The 17,967-nt window shown below is 71.9% G+C and carries 18 protein-coding genes; 7 read left to right on the top strand and 11 right to left on the bottom strand.

Annotated features, from left to right (window positions below; genetic code table 11):
* The first annotated feature begins 88 nt into the window (after positions 1 to 88).
* On the top strand, positions 89 to 661 hold the full coding sequence (locus LO763_RS02200; RefSeq protein WP_230600210.1) for a hypothetical protein: 573 nt from the start codon (positions 89 to 91) through the stop codon (positions 659 to 661).
* A gap of 15 nt (positions 662 to 676) precedes the next feature.
* On the opposite strand, the gene LO763_RS02195 is transcribed toward LO763_RS02200, so the two are convergent.
* The 6 genes from LO763_RS02195 to LO763_RS02170 all read right to left on the bottom strand — a co-directional run bounded on the left by LO763_RS02195 (position 677) and on the right by LO763_RS02170 (position 5,273).
* Complete coding sequence (locus LO763_RS02195; protein ID WP_230600209.1) at positions 677 to 940, bottom strand: DUF6510 family protein; 264 nt, start codon at positions 938 to 940, stop codon at positions 677 to 679.
* 9 nt (positions 941 to 949) lie between these two features.
* Positions 950 to 1,696 (bottom strand): ferredoxin reductase, encoded by a 747-nt coding sequence (locus LO763_RS02190; protein ID WP_439650258.1) that lies wholly within the window; start codon positions 1,694 to 1,696, stop codon positions 950 to 952.
* Positions 1,663 to 2,265 carry a sulfite oxidase-like oxidoreductase gene (locus tag LO763_RS02185; protein ID WP_230600208.1) on the bottom strand — a complete coding sequence of 201 codons (603 nt, stop codon included), beginning with the start codon at positions 2,263 to 2,265 and terminating at the stop codon, positions 1,663 to 1,665. The genes LO763_RS02190 and LO763_RS02185 overlap by 34 nt, the downstream gene beginning before the upstream one ends.
* A gap of 117 nt (positions 2,266 to 2,382) precedes the next feature.
* Positions 2,383 to 3,102 (bottom strand): DUF981 domain-containing protein, encoded by a 720-nt coding sequence (locus tag LO763_RS02180; RefSeq protein WP_230600207.1) that lies wholly within the window; start codon positions 3,100 to 3,102, stop codon positions 2,383 to 2,385.
* A 304-nt stretch (positions 3,103 to 3,406) separates the two neighbouring features.
* A complete protein-coding gene (locus tag LO763_RS02175; protein WP_230600206.1) occupies positions 3,407 to 4,240 on the bottom strand; it encodes an NADPH-dependent oxidoreductase in 834 nt (277 codons plus the stop codon).
* Between the two features lies 1 nt (position 4,241).
* The gene (locus LO763_RS02170) at positions 4,242 to 5,273 is read right to left on the bottom strand and encodes an aldo/keto reductase (RefSeq protein WP_230600205.1); all 1,032 of its coding nucleotides are present in this window, start codon (positions 5,271 to 5,273) and stop codon (positions 4,242 to 4,244) included.
* Positions 5,274 to 5,428: 155 nt separating this feature from the next.
* Here LO763_RS02170 and LO763_RS02165 point away from each other — a divergent pair, with 155 nt between their 5' ends.
* The gene (locus LO763_RS02165; protein ID WP_230600204.1) at positions 5,429 to 6,505 is read left to right on the top strand and encodes an LLM class flavin-dependent oxidoreductase; all 1,077 of its coding nucleotides are present in this window, start codon (positions 5,429 to 5,431) and stop codon (positions 6,503 to 6,505) included.
* Positions 6,506 to 6,521: 16 nt separating this feature from the next.
* On the opposite strand, the gene LO763_RS02160 is transcribed toward LO763_RS02165, so the two are convergent.
* Positions 6,522 to 7,721, bottom strand: a complete 1,200-nt coding sequence (locus tag LO763_RS02160) for an FAD-dependent oxidoreductase (RefSeq protein WP_230600203.1) — start codon at positions 7,719 to 7,721, stop codon at positions 6,522 to 6,524.
* A gap of 88 nt (positions 7,722 to 7,809) precedes the next feature.
* Here LO763_RS02160 and LO763_RS02155 point away from each other — a divergent pair, with 88 nt between their 5' ends.
* Together LO763_RS02155 and LO763_RS02150 are read left to right on the top strand one after the other, a co-directional pair.
* Positions 7,810 to 8,430, top strand: a complete 621-nt coding sequence (locus LO763_RS02155) for a TetR/AcrR family transcriptional regulator (RefSeq protein ID WP_230600202.1) — start codon at positions 7,810 to 7,812, stop codon at positions 8,428 to 8,430.
* A 158-nt stretch (positions 8,431 to 8,588) separates the two neighbouring features.
* Positions 8,589 to 9,272: a hypothetical protein gene (locus LO763_RS02150; protein ID WP_230600201.1), complete on the top strand. Its 684-nt coding sequence runs from the start codon at positions 8,589 to 8,591 to the stop codon at positions 9,270 to 9,272.
* Between the two features lie 15 nt (positions 9,273 to 9,287).
* On the opposite strand, the gene LO763_RS02145 is transcribed toward LO763_RS02150, so the two are convergent.
* Complete coding sequence (locus LO763_RS02145) at positions 9,288 to 10,079, bottom strand: helix-turn-helix domain-containing protein (RefSeq protein WP_230600200.1); 792 nt, start codon at positions 10,077 to 10,079, stop codon at positions 9,288 to 9,290.
* 126 nt (positions 10,080 to 10,205) lie between these two features.
* Between LO763_RS02145 and LO763_RS02140 the strand changes: the two genes are divergently transcribed.
* The gene (locus tag LO763_RS02140; RefSeq protein ID WP_230600199.1) at positions 10,206 to 10,571 is read left to right on the top strand and encodes a nuclear transport factor 2 family protein; all 366 of its coding nucleotides are present in this window, start codon (positions 10,206 to 10,208) and stop codon (positions 10,569 to 10,571) included.
* 43 nt (positions 10,572 to 10,614) lie between these two features.
* Here the strand turns inward: LO763_RS02140 and LO763_RS02135 are convergent, their stop codons facing one another.
* On the bottom strand, positions 10,615 to 11,817 hold the full coding sequence (locus tag LO763_RS02135) for a sulfotransferase family protein (RefSeq protein WP_369431888.1): 1,203 nt from the start codon (positions 11,815 to 11,817) through the stop codon (positions 10,615 to 10,617).
* A 228-nt stretch (positions 11,818 to 12,045) separates the two neighbouring features.
* Here LO763_RS02135 and LO763_RS02130 point away from each other — a divergent pair, with 228 nt between their 5' ends.
* A complete protein-coding gene (locus tag LO763_RS02130) occupies positions 12,046 to 12,777 on the top strand; it encodes an SDR family oxidoreductase (protein ID WP_230600198.1) in 732 nt (243 codons plus the stop codon).
* A 37-nt stretch (positions 12,778 to 12,814) separates the two neighbouring features.
* Here the strand turns inward: LO763_RS02130 and LO763_RS02125 are convergent, their stop codons facing one another.
* Complete coding sequence (locus LO763_RS02125; RefSeq protein ID WP_230600197.1) at positions 12,815 to 13,696, bottom strand: RNA polymerase sigma-70 factor; 882 nt, start codon at positions 13,694 to 13,696, stop codon at positions 12,815 to 12,817.
* A 469-nt stretch (positions 13,697 to 14,165) separates the two neighbouring features.
* On the opposite strand from LO763_RS02125, the gene LO763_RS02120 reads away from it, so the two are divergent.
* On the top strand, positions 14,166 to 17,489 hold the full coding sequence (locus LO763_RS02120; protein WP_230600196.1) for a discoidin domain-containing protein: 3,324 nt from the start codon (positions 14,166 to 14,168) through the stop codon (positions 17,487 to 17,489).
* A gap of 62 nt (positions 17,490 to 17,551) precedes the next feature.
* On the opposite strand, the gene LO763_RS02115 is transcribed toward LO763_RS02120, so the two are convergent.
* Positions 17,552 to 17,824 (bottom strand): hypothetical protein, encoded by a 273-nt coding sequence (locus tag LO763_RS02115; protein WP_230600195.1) that lies wholly within the window; start codon positions 17,822 to 17,824, stop codon positions 17,552 to 17,554.
* Positions 17,825 to 17,967 lie beyond the last annotated feature (143 nt).

Genomic DNA, 17,967 nt, shown 5'->3' with positions numbered 1-17,967 from the left:
ACTTGCGCTTTCCCGAGCGCTGTGCGTATCATTCCTCAAGTAGAGTGACTAGTCATTCTACCTCGTATCGACTTCAGGAGAGAAGGCCATGACCAGCGACACCATCACCCGGCCCGCCGCCACCGCGACGGCACTGCGCAACCTCTACTACCTCCGGTTCGGCTTCGCCGCCGCCTGGGCGGCCCTGCTCGTCGCCACCGGGGCCGGCCTCGGCCCGATCGGCGTCGCGCTGCTCGTGGTCTACCCGCTGTTCGACGTCGCGGCGGCCGTCGCCGACCTCCGTTCGTCCAAGGACGACCGGCCCGCCGCCGGTCTGTACGCCAACATGGCCCTGAGCCTGGCCGCCGCCGCCGGCCTCGCGATCGCGGCCGCCTCCGGCACCCCCGCCGTGCTGCGGGTGTGGGGCGCCTGGGCGATCACCGCCGGCGCCGTGCAGCTCGTCGTCGCGATCCGCCGCCGCCGACTCGGCGGCCAGTGGCCCCAGATCCTCAGCGGCGGCATCTCCACGATCGCCGGCACCGGCTTCATCCTCCAGGCGGGCATGCCCGACCCGGCCCTGGCCGGCGTGAGCGGCTACGCGTTCGTCGGCGGCGTGTTCTTCCTGGTCTCAGCCGTGCGCCTGCACCGGAAGACCGCAGCGGGACGCGACGGCCGGGGCTGACGCCGACCGGGGCCGTCAGCCCTGGTTCGGGAAGCGGAGGTAGGAGAGGCCCGCGGTGCTGAGCCACATGGCGTGCGTGCTCTGCACCATCTGCAAGGTCACCTGCTGGCAGTTCGGGCACCGCCCCACCGTCCCGGCGGCCGCGGTGTACACGTGCAGCCCCGCCACGGGGCCGGTCATGCCGCAGCCCGCGCAGCGGGCCTCGGCGGTGGTGATATCGGGCCGGAAGACCTGCCACAGGGCTCCGGCGAGCATGTTGCCGTCGACGTGGTCGTTCATTGGGCCTCCTCAGCCGAAGCGTTCCGTCTTGATCCGATGCGGGTCGTGACCGAGGGCGGTGAGGAGTTTCGCGGCGACCTCCACGAAGCCGTTGGGGCCGCAGACGAAGCAGGCGGGTTCGAACTCGGCGGGCCAGCCGTGGGCGGTCACGTCCGCGAAGCCGATCCGCTCGGGCGGGCGGCGCGAGCCCACCAGCGCCCGGCGGGTGAACAGCAGGGCCCTGTCGACGCCGTCGTCGCCGCGCGGCGGGCGGATCATCTCCTCCGCGTAGATGACGTCTTCAGGGGTCCGTACCGAGTACAGGAGCCGGAACGGGGCCCGGGAGCCGAGCGCGCGGCGCTGGCGGACCATGGCCTGGAGCGGGACGATCCCCGAGCCGCCCGCGAGCAGCATCACCGGCCGGGTATCGCTCCCGCGCCACACGAACCAGCCCCCCACCGGGCCCCGCACCTCCACATACGCCCCCACCGGCAAGTCATCACACAAGTACGTGGAGACCTCACCGCCCCGGACACGCTGAACCGTGAACACGACCCGCCCCTCCTCGACCGGCCCGGCGAGCGAGTAGGAGCGCACGGCCTGGTAGCCGTCGTCAGCGGTGAGCCGGATATCGGCGTGCTGCCCGGCGAGGTGGCCGGGCCAGTCCTCGGGCTCGAACACCAACGTCACCGCCGACTCGGTCTCGAGCCGTCGTTCGAGCAGGCGCGCCTGCTGCCACATGGTCACCACCCCGACTGGTAGCGCTGCTCGAGCCAGGGGTCGCCGTAGTCGTGGTAGCCGGCCCGCTCCCAAAACCCCGGCTGGTCCTCGTCGTGCAGGGTGATACCGGAGACCCATTTCGCGGACTTCCAGAAGTACAAGTGCGGCACCAGGAACCGCGCCGGACCGCCGTGCTCGGCGACCAGCGGCGCGCCCTCGTACCCGGTCACCACCCAGGCCTGGCCGTCGGTGAGGTCCTGCAACGGCACATTGGTCGTGTACCCGTCGACCGAGTGCACCACCGCGAAGTCCGCGGCCGTCGCCACGTCGGCCAGGAGGGTGTCGACCGAGACGCCCCGCCACGTCGTATCCAGCTTCGACCAGCGCGTCACACAGTGAATATCGACCGTCGGCGTCTCATGCGGCAACGCCGCGAACGCCGCCCAATCCCAAGACACACGCTCACCGACCTCGTTCACCACCGTGAACGACCACTCACCGGTATCGACCACCGGCGTCGGCCCCGCACTCAACACCGGGAAACCCTCGGTCAGATACTGCCCCGGCGGCACCCGATCGCTCTCGATGCGCCGGTGCCCGCGGAACCCCGGTGTCAATTCGCCCATGCCCGCCTCCGAGACCATCGTAAGGCCAGGATCGGGCGGTGGGCGCCGGAAAGCGCGGGAACGCACCGGTCCGGCGACGCGGGCGCGTACGCGGCGGACCGGTGGCGAAGGGCGGCGCTACATCGTGTTGACGATGAGGCCGATGTGCGTGAAGAAGTTCATCGCGCCGAACAGCAGGAACGCCAGGCCCGCGAGGAACCAGCAGACCGCCATGACCTTCTGGGCGGCGTTCGGGCCGGGCTTGAGCGCGAACGGGAAGAGCACGCCGCCGACGCCGACCAGCGCGTACAGGCCGGAGATGAAGATCGCCTCTATCAGCGGGTAGTCGGCGAACTCCCCGGAGATGGGCTCCTCGGGCGGCGCGGCGAACAGCTCGTAGCCGACGCCCGCGAAGGCGATCGCGATGGCGGCGAGGCCCATGCCGAGGACGAAGACGGACACCGGCCCCGCCGCGGACGCCACCGCGGCGGGGCGGTCGGGCGCCTCCTCCAGCCTCTCGGCGCGGCGCCAGAGGTAGAAGGCGGCGAACAGCAGGAGCACGCCGAACGCGAGGCTCGGCTCGCCGAAGATGATGTTGTCGAACGGGAACCCGCCCGCGGCGAGCGGCCAGGTGAGCGTCATGTGCAGGCCGGTGAGGGTGAGGATCGTGCCCAGGACGCCGAAGGCCATCGCCCAGCCCTCGGCGCCGAGCGGCCGGTCAGTGTCGTTGACCCGGCGGGCGAACGCGACGACGAGCAGCAGTCCCGCCCCGGCGGCGACCGACATGATCGTGTTGTAGGTCGGCATCTGGGCCCAGTCGATCTTCAGGCCCTGCGCCACCGCGGTTTCGACGTCCATCGCCGGATCGTAGGCCCGCGAGCAGCCATTACGCAGAAAAACGCGAGAACCTTCGCGCGAGGGCCCGCGGCCGCGCCGCCGGGAGGGCGGGCCGGTCCCGCGGAGTCCGCCGGCCTCACGGGCGCGGATCCTGCACGGGGCCCGACCGCGCAGGAGCGGACCGGTGGGCGGCCGATCGGCGCGGGAGCGCACTGACGAGCGGCCGATCGGCGTAGGAGTGCACCGACGAGCGGCCGATCGGCGTAGGACCCGGTCGGCCGTCCCGCCTGCGCCCGCCGGTGCCCGGCAGTGCCCATGGGCGCCCTCAGCGCGACGGAATGCCGAAGCGCTCCAAGGCCTCCCGCAGCACGTGCCTGCCTCCCATGGCCTCCGGTCCCCTGAGGCGGGCCAGGACGCGGCTGCTCCAGTTCCCCTTCAGGCCGAACCGCTCGTTGTAGGCCGCCAGGCGCTCGTCGTAGACGCCGATGTGCTCGTCGGCCGCCGTGTCGTACCGCTCCCGGTGCAGCACCGCCGCCTGCGGGAGGCGCGGCTTCACATCGGCCCGCTCGGCCGGGTCCGGTTCCCCCACCGCCAGGCCGAACGCCGCCACCGTGTGCGGCGGCAGCCCCAGCTCCGCCGCGACCTCCTCGGGCCGGTTCCGGACGGCCCCCACGAACACCGAGCCCAGGCCCAGCGACTCGGCCGCGACCACGGCGTTCTGGGCCGCCAGCGCGGTGTCGATGAACCCGATGAGCGTCGTCTCCAGGTAGTCGGCCGCGGCCGCCTCGGTTCCGGCGCGCTCGGCGAGGCGCCGGGCCCGGCCGAGGTCGGCGATCCAGACCAGGAACAGCGGCGCCTGCGCCACGAACGCCTGGTCGGCGGCCAGATGCGCAAGGCGCGCTTTGCGTTCGGGGTCGCGGACCGCGACGACGCTCCAGGGCTGGAGGTTCGAGGAGGTCGGCGCGGACTGGGCGGCCGCGATGAGCGCGGCCAGCTCGTCCTCGGCGACGTCCCGGGAGGTGAAGCGGCGCACCGAGCGGTGGGCGAGTTGGAGCCGGACCACGTCGTTGACGACGTCGAGGGCGGCGTCGGGGTCGCCGTAGCGGGCCGCGGCGCCGCCGAGCCGCCCGGTCGCGGCGCCGGTGTCGGCGGCGGCCATGTCAGATCCCGAGGCCGGTGCCGTGGACGCCGTGCTCATCGATGTGCTCGAGCTCGTCGTCGGTCAGGTCCGGGAAGTCGAGGGCCTTGGCGTTGTGGTCGAGCTGCCAGGTGGAGCTCGCGCCGATGAGCGCCGAGGTGACCTCGGGGCGGCGCAGGACCCACTGGAGGGCGAGCTGGGCGAGCGACTGGCCGCGGTCCTTCGCGAGGTCGTTGAGGGCGGCGGCGCGCTCGCGGTAGGCCGCGTCGATCTGGTCGGGCTTGAGGAACGCGCTGTTCTCGGCGCGGGCGCCCGCGGGGATGTCCTCCAGGTACTTGTCGGTGAGCAGGCCCTGGGCGAGCGGGGAGTAGACGACGAGGCCGAAGCCGTCCCGGGCGGCGAGGTCGAGCAGGCCGCTGCGTTCGGGGGTGCGGTCGAAGATCGAGTAGCGCGGCTGGTGGACCAGGAGCGGCACGCCCGCCTCGCGCAGGAGGACGGCGGCCTCGTGGGCCTGCTCGGGGTCGTAGTTGGAGACGCCGACGTAGAGGGCCTTGCCCTGCTGGACGGCGCTCGCGAGGGCGCCGACGGTCTCCTCGATGGGGACGGTCGGGTCGGGGCGGTGGTGGTAGAAGACGTCGACGTAGTCGGTGCGGAGGTCGCGCAGGCTGTGGTCGAGCGAGTTGAGCAGCGACTTGCGGGAGCCGCCCTTGAGGTAGGGGCTGGGGCCGATGGGGTTGCCCGCCTTGGTGGAGAGGACGAGCTCGTCGCGGTAGGGGGCGAGGTCCTTCGCGAGGACGGCGCCGAAGACCTGCTGCGCGGCGCGGTGCGGGGGGCCGTAGCGGTCGGCGTTGTCGAAGTGGGCGATCCCCAGGTCGAAGGCGCGGAGGATGATCTCGCGCTGGGTGCGGGGCGGGTAGTCGGTGCCGAACTTCTGCCAGAGGCCGAGCGAGAGCGGGGGCAGGTCGAGGCCGGAGGCGCCGGCGCGCCGGTAGGCCAGGTGCTCGTACCGGTCCTCGGCGGCCGCGTAGGTCTGCTCGAATGCGCCGTGTGCCATGGGAGTGGGCCCTTTCGGTGGTGGTTCGCGAGGGGCCGTGCCCGGCCCCGCCCGGGAGCGTCCGGGGCCAAGGGTAGATGAACGGCCTTCGAAGAAACTACACTACATCGATAGGATAACTCTAGTATTGGACGCCGATCCGCAAGGAGACCTCGATGAGCGCCGAACACCTCTGGTACATCCCCAACCAGGCCCGGCCCGGGCACCGCGGCGACGACGCCGCGGAGGGCCACAACAGCCTGGAGACCCTTACCGAGCACGCCAAGGCGCTCGAGGACCACGGCTGGGGCGGCGCGCTCCTGGGCACCGGCTGGGGCCGGCCCGACACGTTCACCGTCGCCACCGCGCTCGCGGCCCGGACCACCACGTTCAAGCCGCTCATCGCGATCCGGCCCGGGTACTGGCGCCCGGCCAACTTCGCGTCCGCCGCCGCGACGCTCGACCACCTCACCGGTGGGCGCGTGCTGGTCAACATCGTCTCGGGGCAGGACGACCTGGCGGCGTACGGCGACAGCGAGGGCGACCAGGCGCACCGCTACGGGCGCACCAGGGAGTTCATGCAGATCGTCCGCAGGCTCTGGACCGAGGACGACGTGCGGTACCGGGGCGAGCACTTCCAGGTCGCCGACGCGACGCTGGGCGTCAAGCCCGTGGCGGCCGGGGAGCGGCACCACCCGCGCCTGTACTTCGGGGGCGCCTCCGAGGCGGCCGAGCGGGTCGCGGCGGCCGAGGCCGACGTGCAGCTGTTCTGGGGAGAGCCGCTCGACGGGGTCCGCGAGCGCATCGAGCGGCTCGAGAAGCTCAGCGAGCGGCTCGGCCGCGAGCACGCGCCGCTCGAGTTCGGGCTGCGCATCACCACGCTGGTGCGCGACACCTCCGAGGAGGCCTGGGCCGACGCGGAGGCGAAGGTCGCGACGATGGCGGAGGGCAGGAGCGGCTTCACGGTCGACCCCGACCACCGGGGACGGTGGGCCGAGGCGGTCGGCCAGCGGCGCCTGCTCGACCTCGCCGAGCGCGGCGAGGTGCTGGACGACAACCTGTACACGGCCCCGGGGAGGTTCGGGGGCGGCGGCGCGGGCACGACCTGGCTGGTCGGCTCGGCCGAGGAGGTCGCGGCGTCGCTGCGGAAGTATGAGGCGCTGGGCGTCACGCACTTCGTCCTCTCCGACACGCCGTACCTGCCGGAGATCAGGCGGCAGGGCGACCGGCTGCTCCCGCTCCTGCGGGACTGACTGGGCGGCAAGGGGTTCAGGCGGGCGGGGTCGGGCGGGTGTCGAGGAGCTTCTGGATCGGGCGCAGGGCCACGCCGAGCGGCACGAAGCGGGCGGCGGCGTCGCGCACGGCGGCGGCCGTCGGCGAGCTGTTGAACATCATCGGCGCGAGCTGGCGCGAGTTCTTCTGCGCCGCTTCGACCCTCGGCCGCTGCGCCTGCTCGTACGCGCGCAGGGCCGCGGCCACGTCGCCGTACTCGTTCGCCGTGAGGTGGTGCGCGAGCACCCAGGCGGACTCGATGGCCATGCCCGCGCCGATCCCTGCGGTGGGGAGGAATCCGGCGGCGGCGTCGCCGACCAGGGCGATCCGGCCCGAGGTCCATGCGGCGCTGCGGCAGTCGTTGAGAGCCCAGTAGTAGGACTCGCGGCCGTCGTCGGCCTGCGCCAGCACCCGGTCGAGGCGGTCGCCCGCGCCGGAGACCTCACTGCGGATTCTCGCGACGAGCGCGCCCAGTCCCTCGTGCTTCGATGCCCTTGGGGCGCAGAGGATGGCGCCGATGCGCTCCTTCACGGGGTAGGTGCCGACGAACCAGCCGGTGCCCCAGAGCTCCTCGCCGAGGTCCTGGTCCTCGTCGGCGTCCATCCAGACGACCCAGCCGCCCCAGTCGGTCTCGTGGCCGGTGACCTGCTCGGGCTCCAGGAGGAGGCCGCGGGTGGCGGAGTGGAGGCCGTCGGCGGCGATCACCGCGTCGAACTCGGCCTCGGCGACGTCCGCGCCGGCGAAAGCGGCGGTCACGCCGTCGGGGCGCTGGTCGAGGGCGGTGACGGTGACGCCGTGGGAGACGGTGCCGCCGGGCTGGGCGAGGACGTCCATGAGGTCGCCGCGGCTGATGCCGCGGTAGTCGCCGTAGGCGTCGAGGAGCTTGCCCATCTCGTACTCGCGGACGAGGGCGCCGTGGCGCGAGCGGAGGCGGTAGCGGCGCATCGGGACGCTGCGGTCGCGGTAGGTCTTGGTGAGGGCGAGCTCGGCCAGGACGGGGTCGACCAGGGGGACGAGGGCGAGCATGTAGCCGCTGGGGGCGTCGGGCCCGGCGCGCTCGACCAGGACGGGGTGCAGCCCGCGCCCGCGCAGGAGCTGGGCGAGGGTGAGCCCGGCGATGCCGGCGCCGATCACGAGGACGCGCAGCCGGTCGTTCCGGGCGGCGTCCAACTGCGCTTGCAGCGATGTGGTCTCCACGGTTCCTCCTCACGTAGTGGACCGGTCGGTCCAATCCAGCGTAGCAGCATTCTTGGACCACCTGGTCCACTGGTGTTAACCTGGCCGCATGGAGACGCGCGGAAAAGGGGTCCTGCCCGCCGAGAGGCGGCGGGCCCTGCTGGAGACGGCGGCGGCCGAGTTCGCGCAGGCGGGCTACGAGCGGGCCTCGCTCAACCGCGTGCTTCAGGCGCAGGGGATGAGCAAGAGCTCGTTCTACCACTACTTCGCCTCGAAAGAAGCATTGTTCGGCGCGGTGGTCGCCGATCTGGGCCGGGAGATCGCGGAGGCGCTGGAGGTCCCGGACGCCGAGGCGCTGGCCGGGGACTTCTGGGGAGAGATCGGCGCATTGGCCGGGCGGCTGGGGGGCATGGGCGAGGGGGCGCCGGAGTTCATACGGTTCGCGGCGCTGTTCTACCTGCCGGACGCCCCGGCGGGGCCGGGGAGCCCGCTCGCGGCGGCGAGGGCGGGCATCGACGGCTGGATAGACCGGGCGTTGGCGGTAGGCCGCGAGGCGGGGGCGATAGGCGACAAGATGCCGGTAGGGCTGCAACGGCACCTGTGCAAGGCGGTGCTGTGGGCCATGGACGAGTGGACGGTGGAGCACCTGGAAACGTTGAGCCCCAAGGAGTTGGAAGCCCTACCGGAGGCGCAGTTGGTCGCCCTGAGACGGCTCCTGGGGAAGAAATAGACCGTATCGGCGTCATCCTGAACCGCTCGGCACCGCAGCCCTCGATACCATCGGAATGCCGGCACCCCCGACCCCCGGAGCAGTCATGTCCGACGACCTCAGTTCCGACGCCACCGCGACCGGACGCGATGGCCTCCCCGCCGATTCCGGGGCGTGACATGGCGAAGCCCGCGAAGACCCGGTACTTCAGCCTGCGCACCGACGTCGAGCCGCTGCTGCGGGAGCGCTGGCTGCGCCCCGGCGAGCGGCTCCTCGACTTTCGGCCCGTCGAGGACACCGGCACCGCCCCTGGGCTGCGAGGCTTCTCGCCGCCGCGCACGGCCGGGCAGCGGTTCCTGCGCGTCCTCGGCTACATCGGCCTGGCGCTGCTGTTCGTGCTCATCGTCCCGATCCTCGTGTACGCCTTGGAAGGCCTCGGCGGCGCCGAGGACGACACCAAGGACTCCCGCAAGCGCCGCCCCCTCTACGCGTGGGGGGACGGCGCCGGTTCGGCCGCCGCTCAGGCGGTGCTCCCCACGTTGCGGTGCACCGGCGTCTGGGTCCTCACCGACCAGCGGCTGGCGTTCGTCGCCGTGCAGGGCAAGACCACCTTGACGGCCCCCCACGAGACCGGCGAGGCCGACCGCCTCCCCCGCCCGGTCGAGATCGAGACGCCCGTGGCCCTGCCCTCCCACCGCTACGCGTACGAGGGCAAAGTGGAGCGCACCCGCACGACCGCGCTGCTGCGCAGGGAGAAGCCCGTCGGGACCTACCACCGCATCGCCTTCGCCGACGGCTCCGGCATCGACATGCGCCACCGCTACCCGCCCGCGGTCGACCCCATGGCCCGCTTCAAGCGCTGAGCCGCGCCGGAGCGCTCACTCGGCGTCCTCGCCGCGCAGGACCCGGGCGGTCCGCTCATCGGCGGGAAAGAACGACTCGATCGCCAGCTCGGCGACAGTGACGTCCATCGGGGTGCCGAACACCGTCGTGGTGCTGAGGAACGACAGCTCCCCGGCCCCGGTCGCCAGGCGCAGCGGGACGACCAGGCTGTTCGGTGCCCCGGGCGCGGTACCGCCCGGAAGGCCGCGCAGCTCCTCGCGCAGCCGCGCCAGCTCGGGGTCCCCGGTGGCGCGGCACTGGTGCTCCAGCCGGGCCAGGACGTGCCCGCGCCACTGCGGGAGGTTGCGGATGCGCGGCGCCATGCCCTCGGGGTGCAGGCTCAGCCGCAGCACGTTCACCGGCGGCTCCAGCAGCGCCGCCGAGCAGCCGGCCGTGAGCAGGTCCACCGCCGCGTTGGCGTCGACCATGGTCCAGTGCCGGTCCACGACGACCGCGGGAAACGGCATGTGGCCGTCCAGGATCTGGATCAGCGCCGCGCTGACGCTCCGCATCGACGGCTGCTCCAGCGAGGACTCGCCGTAGGCGGGCGCGTGGCCCGCGGCCATCAGGATGTCGTTGCGGTGCCGCAGCGGCACGTCGAGGTGCTCGCAGATCAGGATCACCATGTCGGCGCTCGGCCGCGACCGCCCGGTCTCCACGAAGCTCAGGTGCCGGGCCGAGATCCGGCATTCGACCGCCAGCTCCTGCTGCGTCAGGTGCCGCAGGGTCCGCCAGTGCCGGATCAACTCGCCCGGGCTGGCCGCGGTGTGCGCGATGTCGATCGTCATCCCCACAGCCTATCGCCGCAGGTAACGACCTTCATTACCTCGCAGGTAATCGACGGGCGGCCCCGCGGGACGCAGACTGGTGGCGTTCCCGCGAGACGGCGGGACGCTCACCGGAAAGCAGGAGCCATGAACGACTTCAACGCCATCGCCGCCAAGTACATCGACGCCTTCAACGAGCACGACCCGGCGGGGCGCGAGCGGCTCGTCGCCGACGTCTTCGCGCCGGACGCGAGCTACGTCGACCCCATGGCGGCCGTCGAGGGCCGCGCCGGGGTGGACGCCTTCATCGCCGGAGCCCACCAGCAGTTCCCCGGCTGGGTCTTCCGGCTCGTCGGCGAGGTCGACGGCCACCACGACCAGGCCCGCTTCTCCTGGGGCCTCGGCCCCGAGGGCGCCGAGCCGCCCGTCCTGGGCTTCGACGTGGTCAACCTCGGCGCCGACGGGAGGATCACCGCGGTGCACGGGTTCCTCGACCGCGTGCCCGGCGCCTGACAGAGCACAGGGGACGGTCCGGCGGACCGTCCCCTGAAGCGGGTCAGCGCATGGAGTGCACCATGCGGGCGTAGTCGCCGAAGGCCTCGTCGATCATGTCCGGGTCGAGCCCGTAGTGGCCGAGGCTGTACTCGTGGCCGCGCTTCATGCCCGGCCGCGCCAGCACCGTCTCCAGGTTCCCCTCGTCGCGGGCCGTCCACTCCATGTCCAGGCGCTTGAAGATGCCCGGCAGCTCGTCGTAGGGGTTCGCGGTGAGCTGGTGGTACGAGACGTCCACGACGCGCTCGCGCGGGAGCCTGGTGCGCACGTCGCGCCCAGTGTTCACCATGCGCGCCAGCATCTCCAGCCAGTCCTTGCCGATCACGTGCGGGTCGTAGGTCCGGTTGCACAGGGCCACACCGGTCTCCATGAGGGAGCACCAGGAGCCCATGACGGTGTTCGGGTCGCGGTGCGTCCACATGATCTTCGCGTCGGGGAAGACCTTCAGCAGCGTGTCCAGGTGCTCGATGTGGTACGGGGACTTCAGGACCCAGCGGCGGCGCGGCGCCCCGAACTGGAGCACCTGGAGGACCTGCTTGTAGTACTCGTAGTCGGGCAGGAAGTCGCGCCCGTCCAGCCAGTCGCGGTACCCGGGCATCCGGAAGCACACGAGCCAGTTGCGGCCGTGGGGCAGCGCGAACACGCACTCCTCGGGCGAGAGCGGCTCCATCGCGTGGATCTGGGGCAGCACCGGGGAGAAGACGTGCCCGAAGTTCGCCGCGCGGGTGGCGACCTTGATCCGGTGGCGGCGCACCTTCTCGTCGACGTCGGCGCGGTCGGTGGCCTGGAGCTCCCACATGAGCGGGGCCCGGTTCTCCTCGGGCCAGGCGAGGATCTTGTGCGCGAGGGTGGTCGCGGTGCGCGGCATCCCGGTGACGAGGATGGGCTTCTCGATCGGCTCGTCGAGGATCTCGGGGTGCTCGGCGATGAGGCGGCGGACGCGGAAGCGATTGGTCAGGCGGCCGCGGATGTCGCCGACGATGCCCATCCAGCCGAGGGCCGAGGCGGTCTGGACGCGGGCGACCTGGCGCATCAGGAACCGGTACTCCTCGAGGAAGGCCTCGTCGCCGGCGGCGGTGCCCCCGGAGGCGGCCTCGGCCTGGCGGACCGTCTTGTCGAAGAGGGCGTCGACGTCGCTTCGCTGGCGGGCGGAGGACGACTGCATCAGCGAGTTGATGGGGCCGACCATTCGGGATACGCGTCGCACGGGGATCGCTGTCCTTTCGGAGGGTTCGGAGCGGGGGCCTCCGAGTCGAATCCTGGCATATCCGCACCTCGGGATCAACAGTGGTTCCCTTGTGGCCCACCAGCCTGGACTGGTGCCGGTTGCCACTGCCCCGTCCGCCCCGCGGCGCGGCGTCACAGAACGGGCGGCCGTCTTGTCTTCACTGGTGACGGGGCGGCACCGGCCGCTCCGGGGAACAGGAGGTTTGCCATGAAGATCGCTGTCATCGGCGGTACCGGCCTCATCGGGTCGCAGGTCGTGCGGATGCTGAACGACGCCGGGCACGAGGCGGTGCCCCACTCGCCGTCCACGGGCCTCGACCTGATCAGCGGGGACGGCCTGGCAGAGGCGCTGGAGGGGGCCGACACGGTCGTCAACCTCGCCAACTCGCCCACGTTCGACGAGGCCTCGCCCGCGTTCTTCCAGACGAGCATGGACAACATGCTCGCGGCCGCGGCGGCCGCCGGGACCGGCCACGCGGTGATCCTCTCGATCGTGGGCGTCGACCGGGTGGACCTGGACTACTACCGGGCCAAGACGCTCCAGGAGGACGTGCTCGAGGCCGGGCCGGTGCCGTACTCGATCGTCCGCTCGACGCAGTTCTTCGAATTTCTCGACGCGGTCATGTCGTGGACCTCGGACGAGCACGAGGTGCGGCTGCCCGCGACCAAGGTGCAGCCGATCGCCTCGGCCGAGATCGCGCAGGCGGTGGCCGAGGTCGCGGGCGGCGCGCCGCTCCAGGGGACGCGGAACGTCGCCGGGCCCGAGGTGTTCACCCTCGACGAGCTGGGGCGGATCACGCTCGCCGCCAAGGGCGACCGGCGACCGGTCGTGGTCGACGGCACCGCGGGCATGTTCGCGGCCGTCGAGGGCGACGTCCTGATCGCCGGGGACGACGCCGTGATCGCCAAGACCACGTACCGGGAGTGGCTGGCGCGCTGAGGGACCGGGGCCCGCGCCGGTGCTGCGCGGGCCCCGTTCAACGCGCGGCGAGAGCGGCGGTCTTCTCGGGGGCGACGAGCCACAGCACCTGGTCGATGCCCTCGTCGGAGGCGCTCACGGTCATGACGCTGTGGACGGCGCCGTCGCGGCGCAGCACGGCCGCGGTCCGGCCGTTGGCCGTCGCCCACTCGACGTCGACGCCGGTCCAGAACCAGTCGGCGATCGCGGCGTAGAACTTCGCGACCCGCGCGGCGCCCACCACCGGACTGCGGGCGACGCGCACCGCGCCGTTGCCGTCGGAGAGGCTGGTGGCGTCGGCGGCCAGGAGCCTCTCGAGCTCGACCAGGTCGCCCGAGCGCGCGGCCGCGACGAAGGCGGTCAGGAGCCGGCGCTGCCCGGCCGCGTCCGGGCGCGAGCGGCGCCCGCCGGCCATGTGCTTGCGGGCCCGGCTCACCAGCTGGCGCACCGCGGCCTCGCTCGCGTCCAGGACGCCCGCGATCTGCGCGTACGGGTAGTCGAAGGCCTCGCGCAGCACGTACGCGGCCCGCTCGCCCGGGGTGAGGCGCTCCATGAGCAGCAGCGCCGCGAGTTCGAGGGCCTCGCCGCGCTCGGCCCCCAGGTGGGGGTCGGCGGCGGTGTCGACCGGTTCGGGCAGCCAGGGGCCGATGTAGGTCTCGCGGCGGACCCGGGCCGACTTGAGGGCGTTGATCGACAGGCGGGTCGTGATCGTGGCCAGGAACGCGCCGGGGTCGCGCACCCGGGCGCGGTCGGCCGCCTGCCAGCGGACCCAGACCTCCTGCACGAGGTCCTCGGCCTCGGCGGCGCTGGCGAGCATCCGGTAGGCGATGCCGAACAGGCGCGGCCGGACGCCGTTGAACACGGCGGCGGCCGCTTCGAGGTCGTCCGCTTCGGTGTCCATGCGCCCCGCCTTCCCGTTGCGGCCGACGGCGGCCGCGCGGTCACCTTATCTCGGGCCGAAGCCGAGGTGGCGGGATCGGCACCCGCTTTCAATCACCTTCGCGGATTCGCCGTTCCGCCGGACGGCCCGACTTTGCCGTTCGCTCCCATCGAATGCGGAGCGCATCCGGCGGACCGCACTGAGCGACAAAGTATTGACAAGTGTAATTACCGCGGACTAAGATCATGCATTAGGTATAGCGCTAAACCTAAGACAGCCAGCGTTTTCACAACCTTTCAACCGCACATCGATCGACCTTCGTCGATTTCATTGACCATGCCCGGAGGCGGTCGGCCACGAGCCGCGCCGGTCCATGCGGGACGGTCCGCGCCCTCATCGCAATCGGCCGACGAATCCGGCCGCATTGGCATACGGGCGTGCCCTGAAGACGAGTCGACCACCGCGCGGTCCCCCACTCAAGGAGCCGAAGATGAAACTCTCGCGCATGGCCCTCGCGCTGACGACGGCAGTCGTCGCCGCGACGGCGGCGCTCGTGTCGGTCACGCCGGCGCACGCGAACGACGGACCGAACCTGGCGGCCGGGAAGACCATGACCGCCAGCAGCAGCGTCCAGGACTACACGCCGAACCAGGCCAACGACGGCAACCAGGGCACCTACTGGGAGAGCGCGAACACCGCGTTCCCGCAGTGGCTCCAGGTCGACCTGGGCGCCTCGCTCGAGGTGAGCGAGGTCGTCCTCGAACTGCCCGCGCTCACCGCGTGGCAGGCCCGCACCCAGACGCTCGAGCTGCGGGCCAGCTCGGACGGCGCCTCCTTCACCACCGTCGCCGACGCGAAGGGCTACACCTTCGACCCCGCCAGCGGCAACACCGTCACCGTCGCCTTCGACCCGGTCGACGCCCGCTACCTGCGCGCGGTCTTCACCGCGAACACCGGCTGGCCCGCGGCGCAGGTCTCCGAGATGGAGGTCTACGGCGAGAACGGGGCGCCCTCGGAGACCGGCGAGCTGGCCACCGGCAAGGCCGCCACCGCCTCGTCCCACGTGCACGACTACGTGGCGGCGAACGCCACCGACGGCGACCCGACCACCTACTGGGAGGGCGCCCCGGGCGCCTACCCGAGCACGCTCACGGTGGCCCTGGGGGCGAACGCCGAGCTCGAGCGCGTCGTCGTCAAGCTCAACCCGAACACGGCGTGGTCGGCGCGGACGCAGACGTTCGCGGTCCTGGGCCGCGAGGCGGGCAGCGAGGAGTTCACCGTCATCGAGGCGGCGGCGGAGTACGACTTCGACCCCTCCGGCGGCAACTCGGTGACCGTCCCCGTCTCCGCCACCGCGGCGGACGTGCGGCTCCAGTTCACCGGCAACACCGGCGCGCCGAACGGCCAGGTCGCCGAGCTCCAGGTCTTCGGGACCGCGGCGCCCGCCCCCGACCTGGTCGTGACCGGCATGTCGTGGAGCCCGGCCGCCCCGGTCGAGACCGACGAGGTGAACCTCTCGGCCGTCGTGGAGAACGCGGGCGAGGTCGCCTCCTCTCCGTCCACCGTGGACCTCTACCTGGACGGCGAGCTCATCGGCGCCGCCGAGGTGGGCGGCCTGGCCGCGGGCGAGTCGGTCGCCGTCTCCGGTTCGATCGGCTCCCTCACCGCCGGCGACCACGAGGCGGGCGCCGAGGTCGACCCGAGCGGCGCGGTCCCCGAGAGCGACGAGACCAACAACGAGTACACCCACCCGGACCCGCTCGCCGTGAGCGCCATCCCGACCTCGGACCTGGTCGCCGCGGCGATCACCTGGTCGCCGAGCAACCCGTCGGCGGGCGACGAGGTCGCCTTCTCGGCCGCGATCGAGAACCAGGGCAGCGTCGACTCGGCCGCGGGCGCCCACGAGGTCACCGCCACGTTGACCGACAACGACACCGGCCAGGCCGTGCACACCTTCACCGGCGCGTACGAGGGCGTCGTGGCCGCCGGTGACGCCACCGGCCCGATCGACCTGGGCGCCTGGACCGCGGCCGACGGCGAGTACACGCTCACCCTCGCGGTCGCACCCGACGCGAACGAGCACGAGGTCAAGCAGGGCAACAACACCGGCACCCGGACGCTGTCCATCGGGCGCGGCGCGGCCATGCCGTACACGATCGACGAGGCCGAGCACGGCGACGCCGGCGGCGGGGCCAAGGTCCTGGAGCCGAACCGGGCCATCGGCGACCTCGCCGGGGAGGCCTCCGGGCGCCAGGCCGTGGTCCTCGACGCCACCGGCGAGTACGTCGAGTTCGACACCGCCGTGCCGACCAACACGCTCGTCACCCGGTTCGCCATCCCCGACGCCCCGGGCGGCGGCGGCATCGACGCGACCCTGAACGTGTACGTCGACGGCGAACTGCTGCAACCGATCGAGCTCACGTCGAAGTACGCGTGGCTCTACGGCGCCGAGGCGAGCCCGGGCAACACGCCGAGCGCGGGCCCGGCGCGGCACGTCTACGACGAGGCCAACGTCCTGCTCGACGAGACCATCCCGGCCGGGAGCACCATCCGGCTCCAGAAGGACTCGTCGAACACCGCGGCCTACTACGCGATCGACTTCATCAGCCTCGAAGAGGCCGCGCCGATCGCGAACCCGGACCCGGAGCGGTACCTCGAACCGGACGGCTTCACCCACCAGGACGTGCAGAACGCCCTGGACCGGTTCAGGATGGACACCTCGGGCGACCTGCTCGGCGTGTACCTCCCCGCGGGCGACTACGCGACCGCGCAGAAGTTCCAGGTGTACGGCAAGGCGACCGAGGTCATCGGCGCCGGGCCGTGGTACACCCGCTTCTACGCGCCGCAGAACCAGGAGAACACCGACGTCGGGTTCAGGTCCGAGGCCACCGCGAACGGCTCGACGTTCGCCGGGTTCGCCTACTTCGGGAACTACACCACCCGCATCGACGGTCCGGGCAAGATCTTCGACTGGCAGAACGTCTCGGACATGACCATCGACGACACGTGGGTCGAGCACCAGGTCTGCATGTTCTGGGGCTCGAACATCACCGACTCGCAGATCACGAACTCCCGCACCAGGAACCTGTTCGCCGACGCGGTCAACATGACCAACGGCAGCTCCGGGAACCTGCTGCGGGACATCGAGTCGCGGGCCTCCGGCGACGACAGCTTCGCGCTGTTCGCCGCCACCGACGCGGGCGGCGGGGACCAGACCGGGAACGTGTACGAGAACCTGACGTCGATCCTGACCTGGCGCGCCGCCGGGCTCGCGGTCTACGGCGGGTTCGGGAACACCTTCCGGGACATCCACATCGCCGACACGCTCGTCTACTCTGGCATCACGATCAGCTCGCTGGACTTCGGCATCCCCATGGACGGCTTCGAGGCCGACCCGCCGACGCGGTTCGAGAACATCTCGGTCGTGCGGGCGGGCGGCCACTTCTGGGGCCAGCAGACCTTCCCGGGGATCTGGATCTTCTCGGCCGACAAGGAGTACCAGGGCATCAGGGTGTCCGAGGTGGACATCGTGGACCCGACGTACTCGGGGATCATGTTCCAGACCAAGTACACCGGCGGCCAGCCGGAGTTCCCGGTCGCGGACACCGTGTTCACCGACGTCAGCATCACCGGGGCGCGGTTGAGCGGCGACGCGTTCGAGTCCAAGTCCGGCTTCGGCATCTGGGTCAACGAGATGCCCGAGCCCGGCCAGGGCCCGGCGGTCGGCTCGGCGACCTTCCACAACCTGGAGATGAGCGGCAACCACCAGGACGTCAAGAACACGACCAGCACGTTCGAGCTCATCATCGAGTGACGGTCCTATAAGGACGTCGGGGCCGGGGGATCACTCCCCCGGCCCCGACGCGCGTCCCTCGGCTAGAAGCCGTGGTCGTTCCTGAAGTCCTCGACCGACTGCGCGGCCTGGTCACCGGCGTCCTGCGCCGCGCCGGTCGCCCCTTGCGCGGCGTCCTGCGCGGTCTCGCCCGCCCCCTGCGCGGCGTCCTCGGCGCCCTGGGCGGCCTCGCCGACCTGGTCGCCGACCGAGGAGTCCGCGGCCTGCCCGAGCATCTCCCCGGCCTGGCCCTTGACCTCCTCCACCGTCCCGGTGATCATGTCCTTCAACTCGTTGAACTTGTCCGCCAAGCCCATATGCCCCTCCTCGCCTCGGTGACTCCATGATAGGGGCTCTGGACGAAAAGCGACATTCCCAACGGAGCGTTCATGTTTCGGGGGGTTCAGCCGCACCAGCGCCTCCGGCGGAGGTTTCCCCGGGCGGCACCGGGGGCATCCTC

It is taken from the genome of Glycomyces amatae (assembly GCF_020991375.1).
GTDB classification, from domain to species: Bacteria; Actinomycetota; Actinomycetes; order Mycobacteriales; family Micromonosporaceae; genus Glycomyces; species Glycomyces amatae.
The sequence above is the reverse complement of the archived record's forward strand: the minus strand, read 5'-3'. Positions and strand labels throughout refer to the sequence as shown.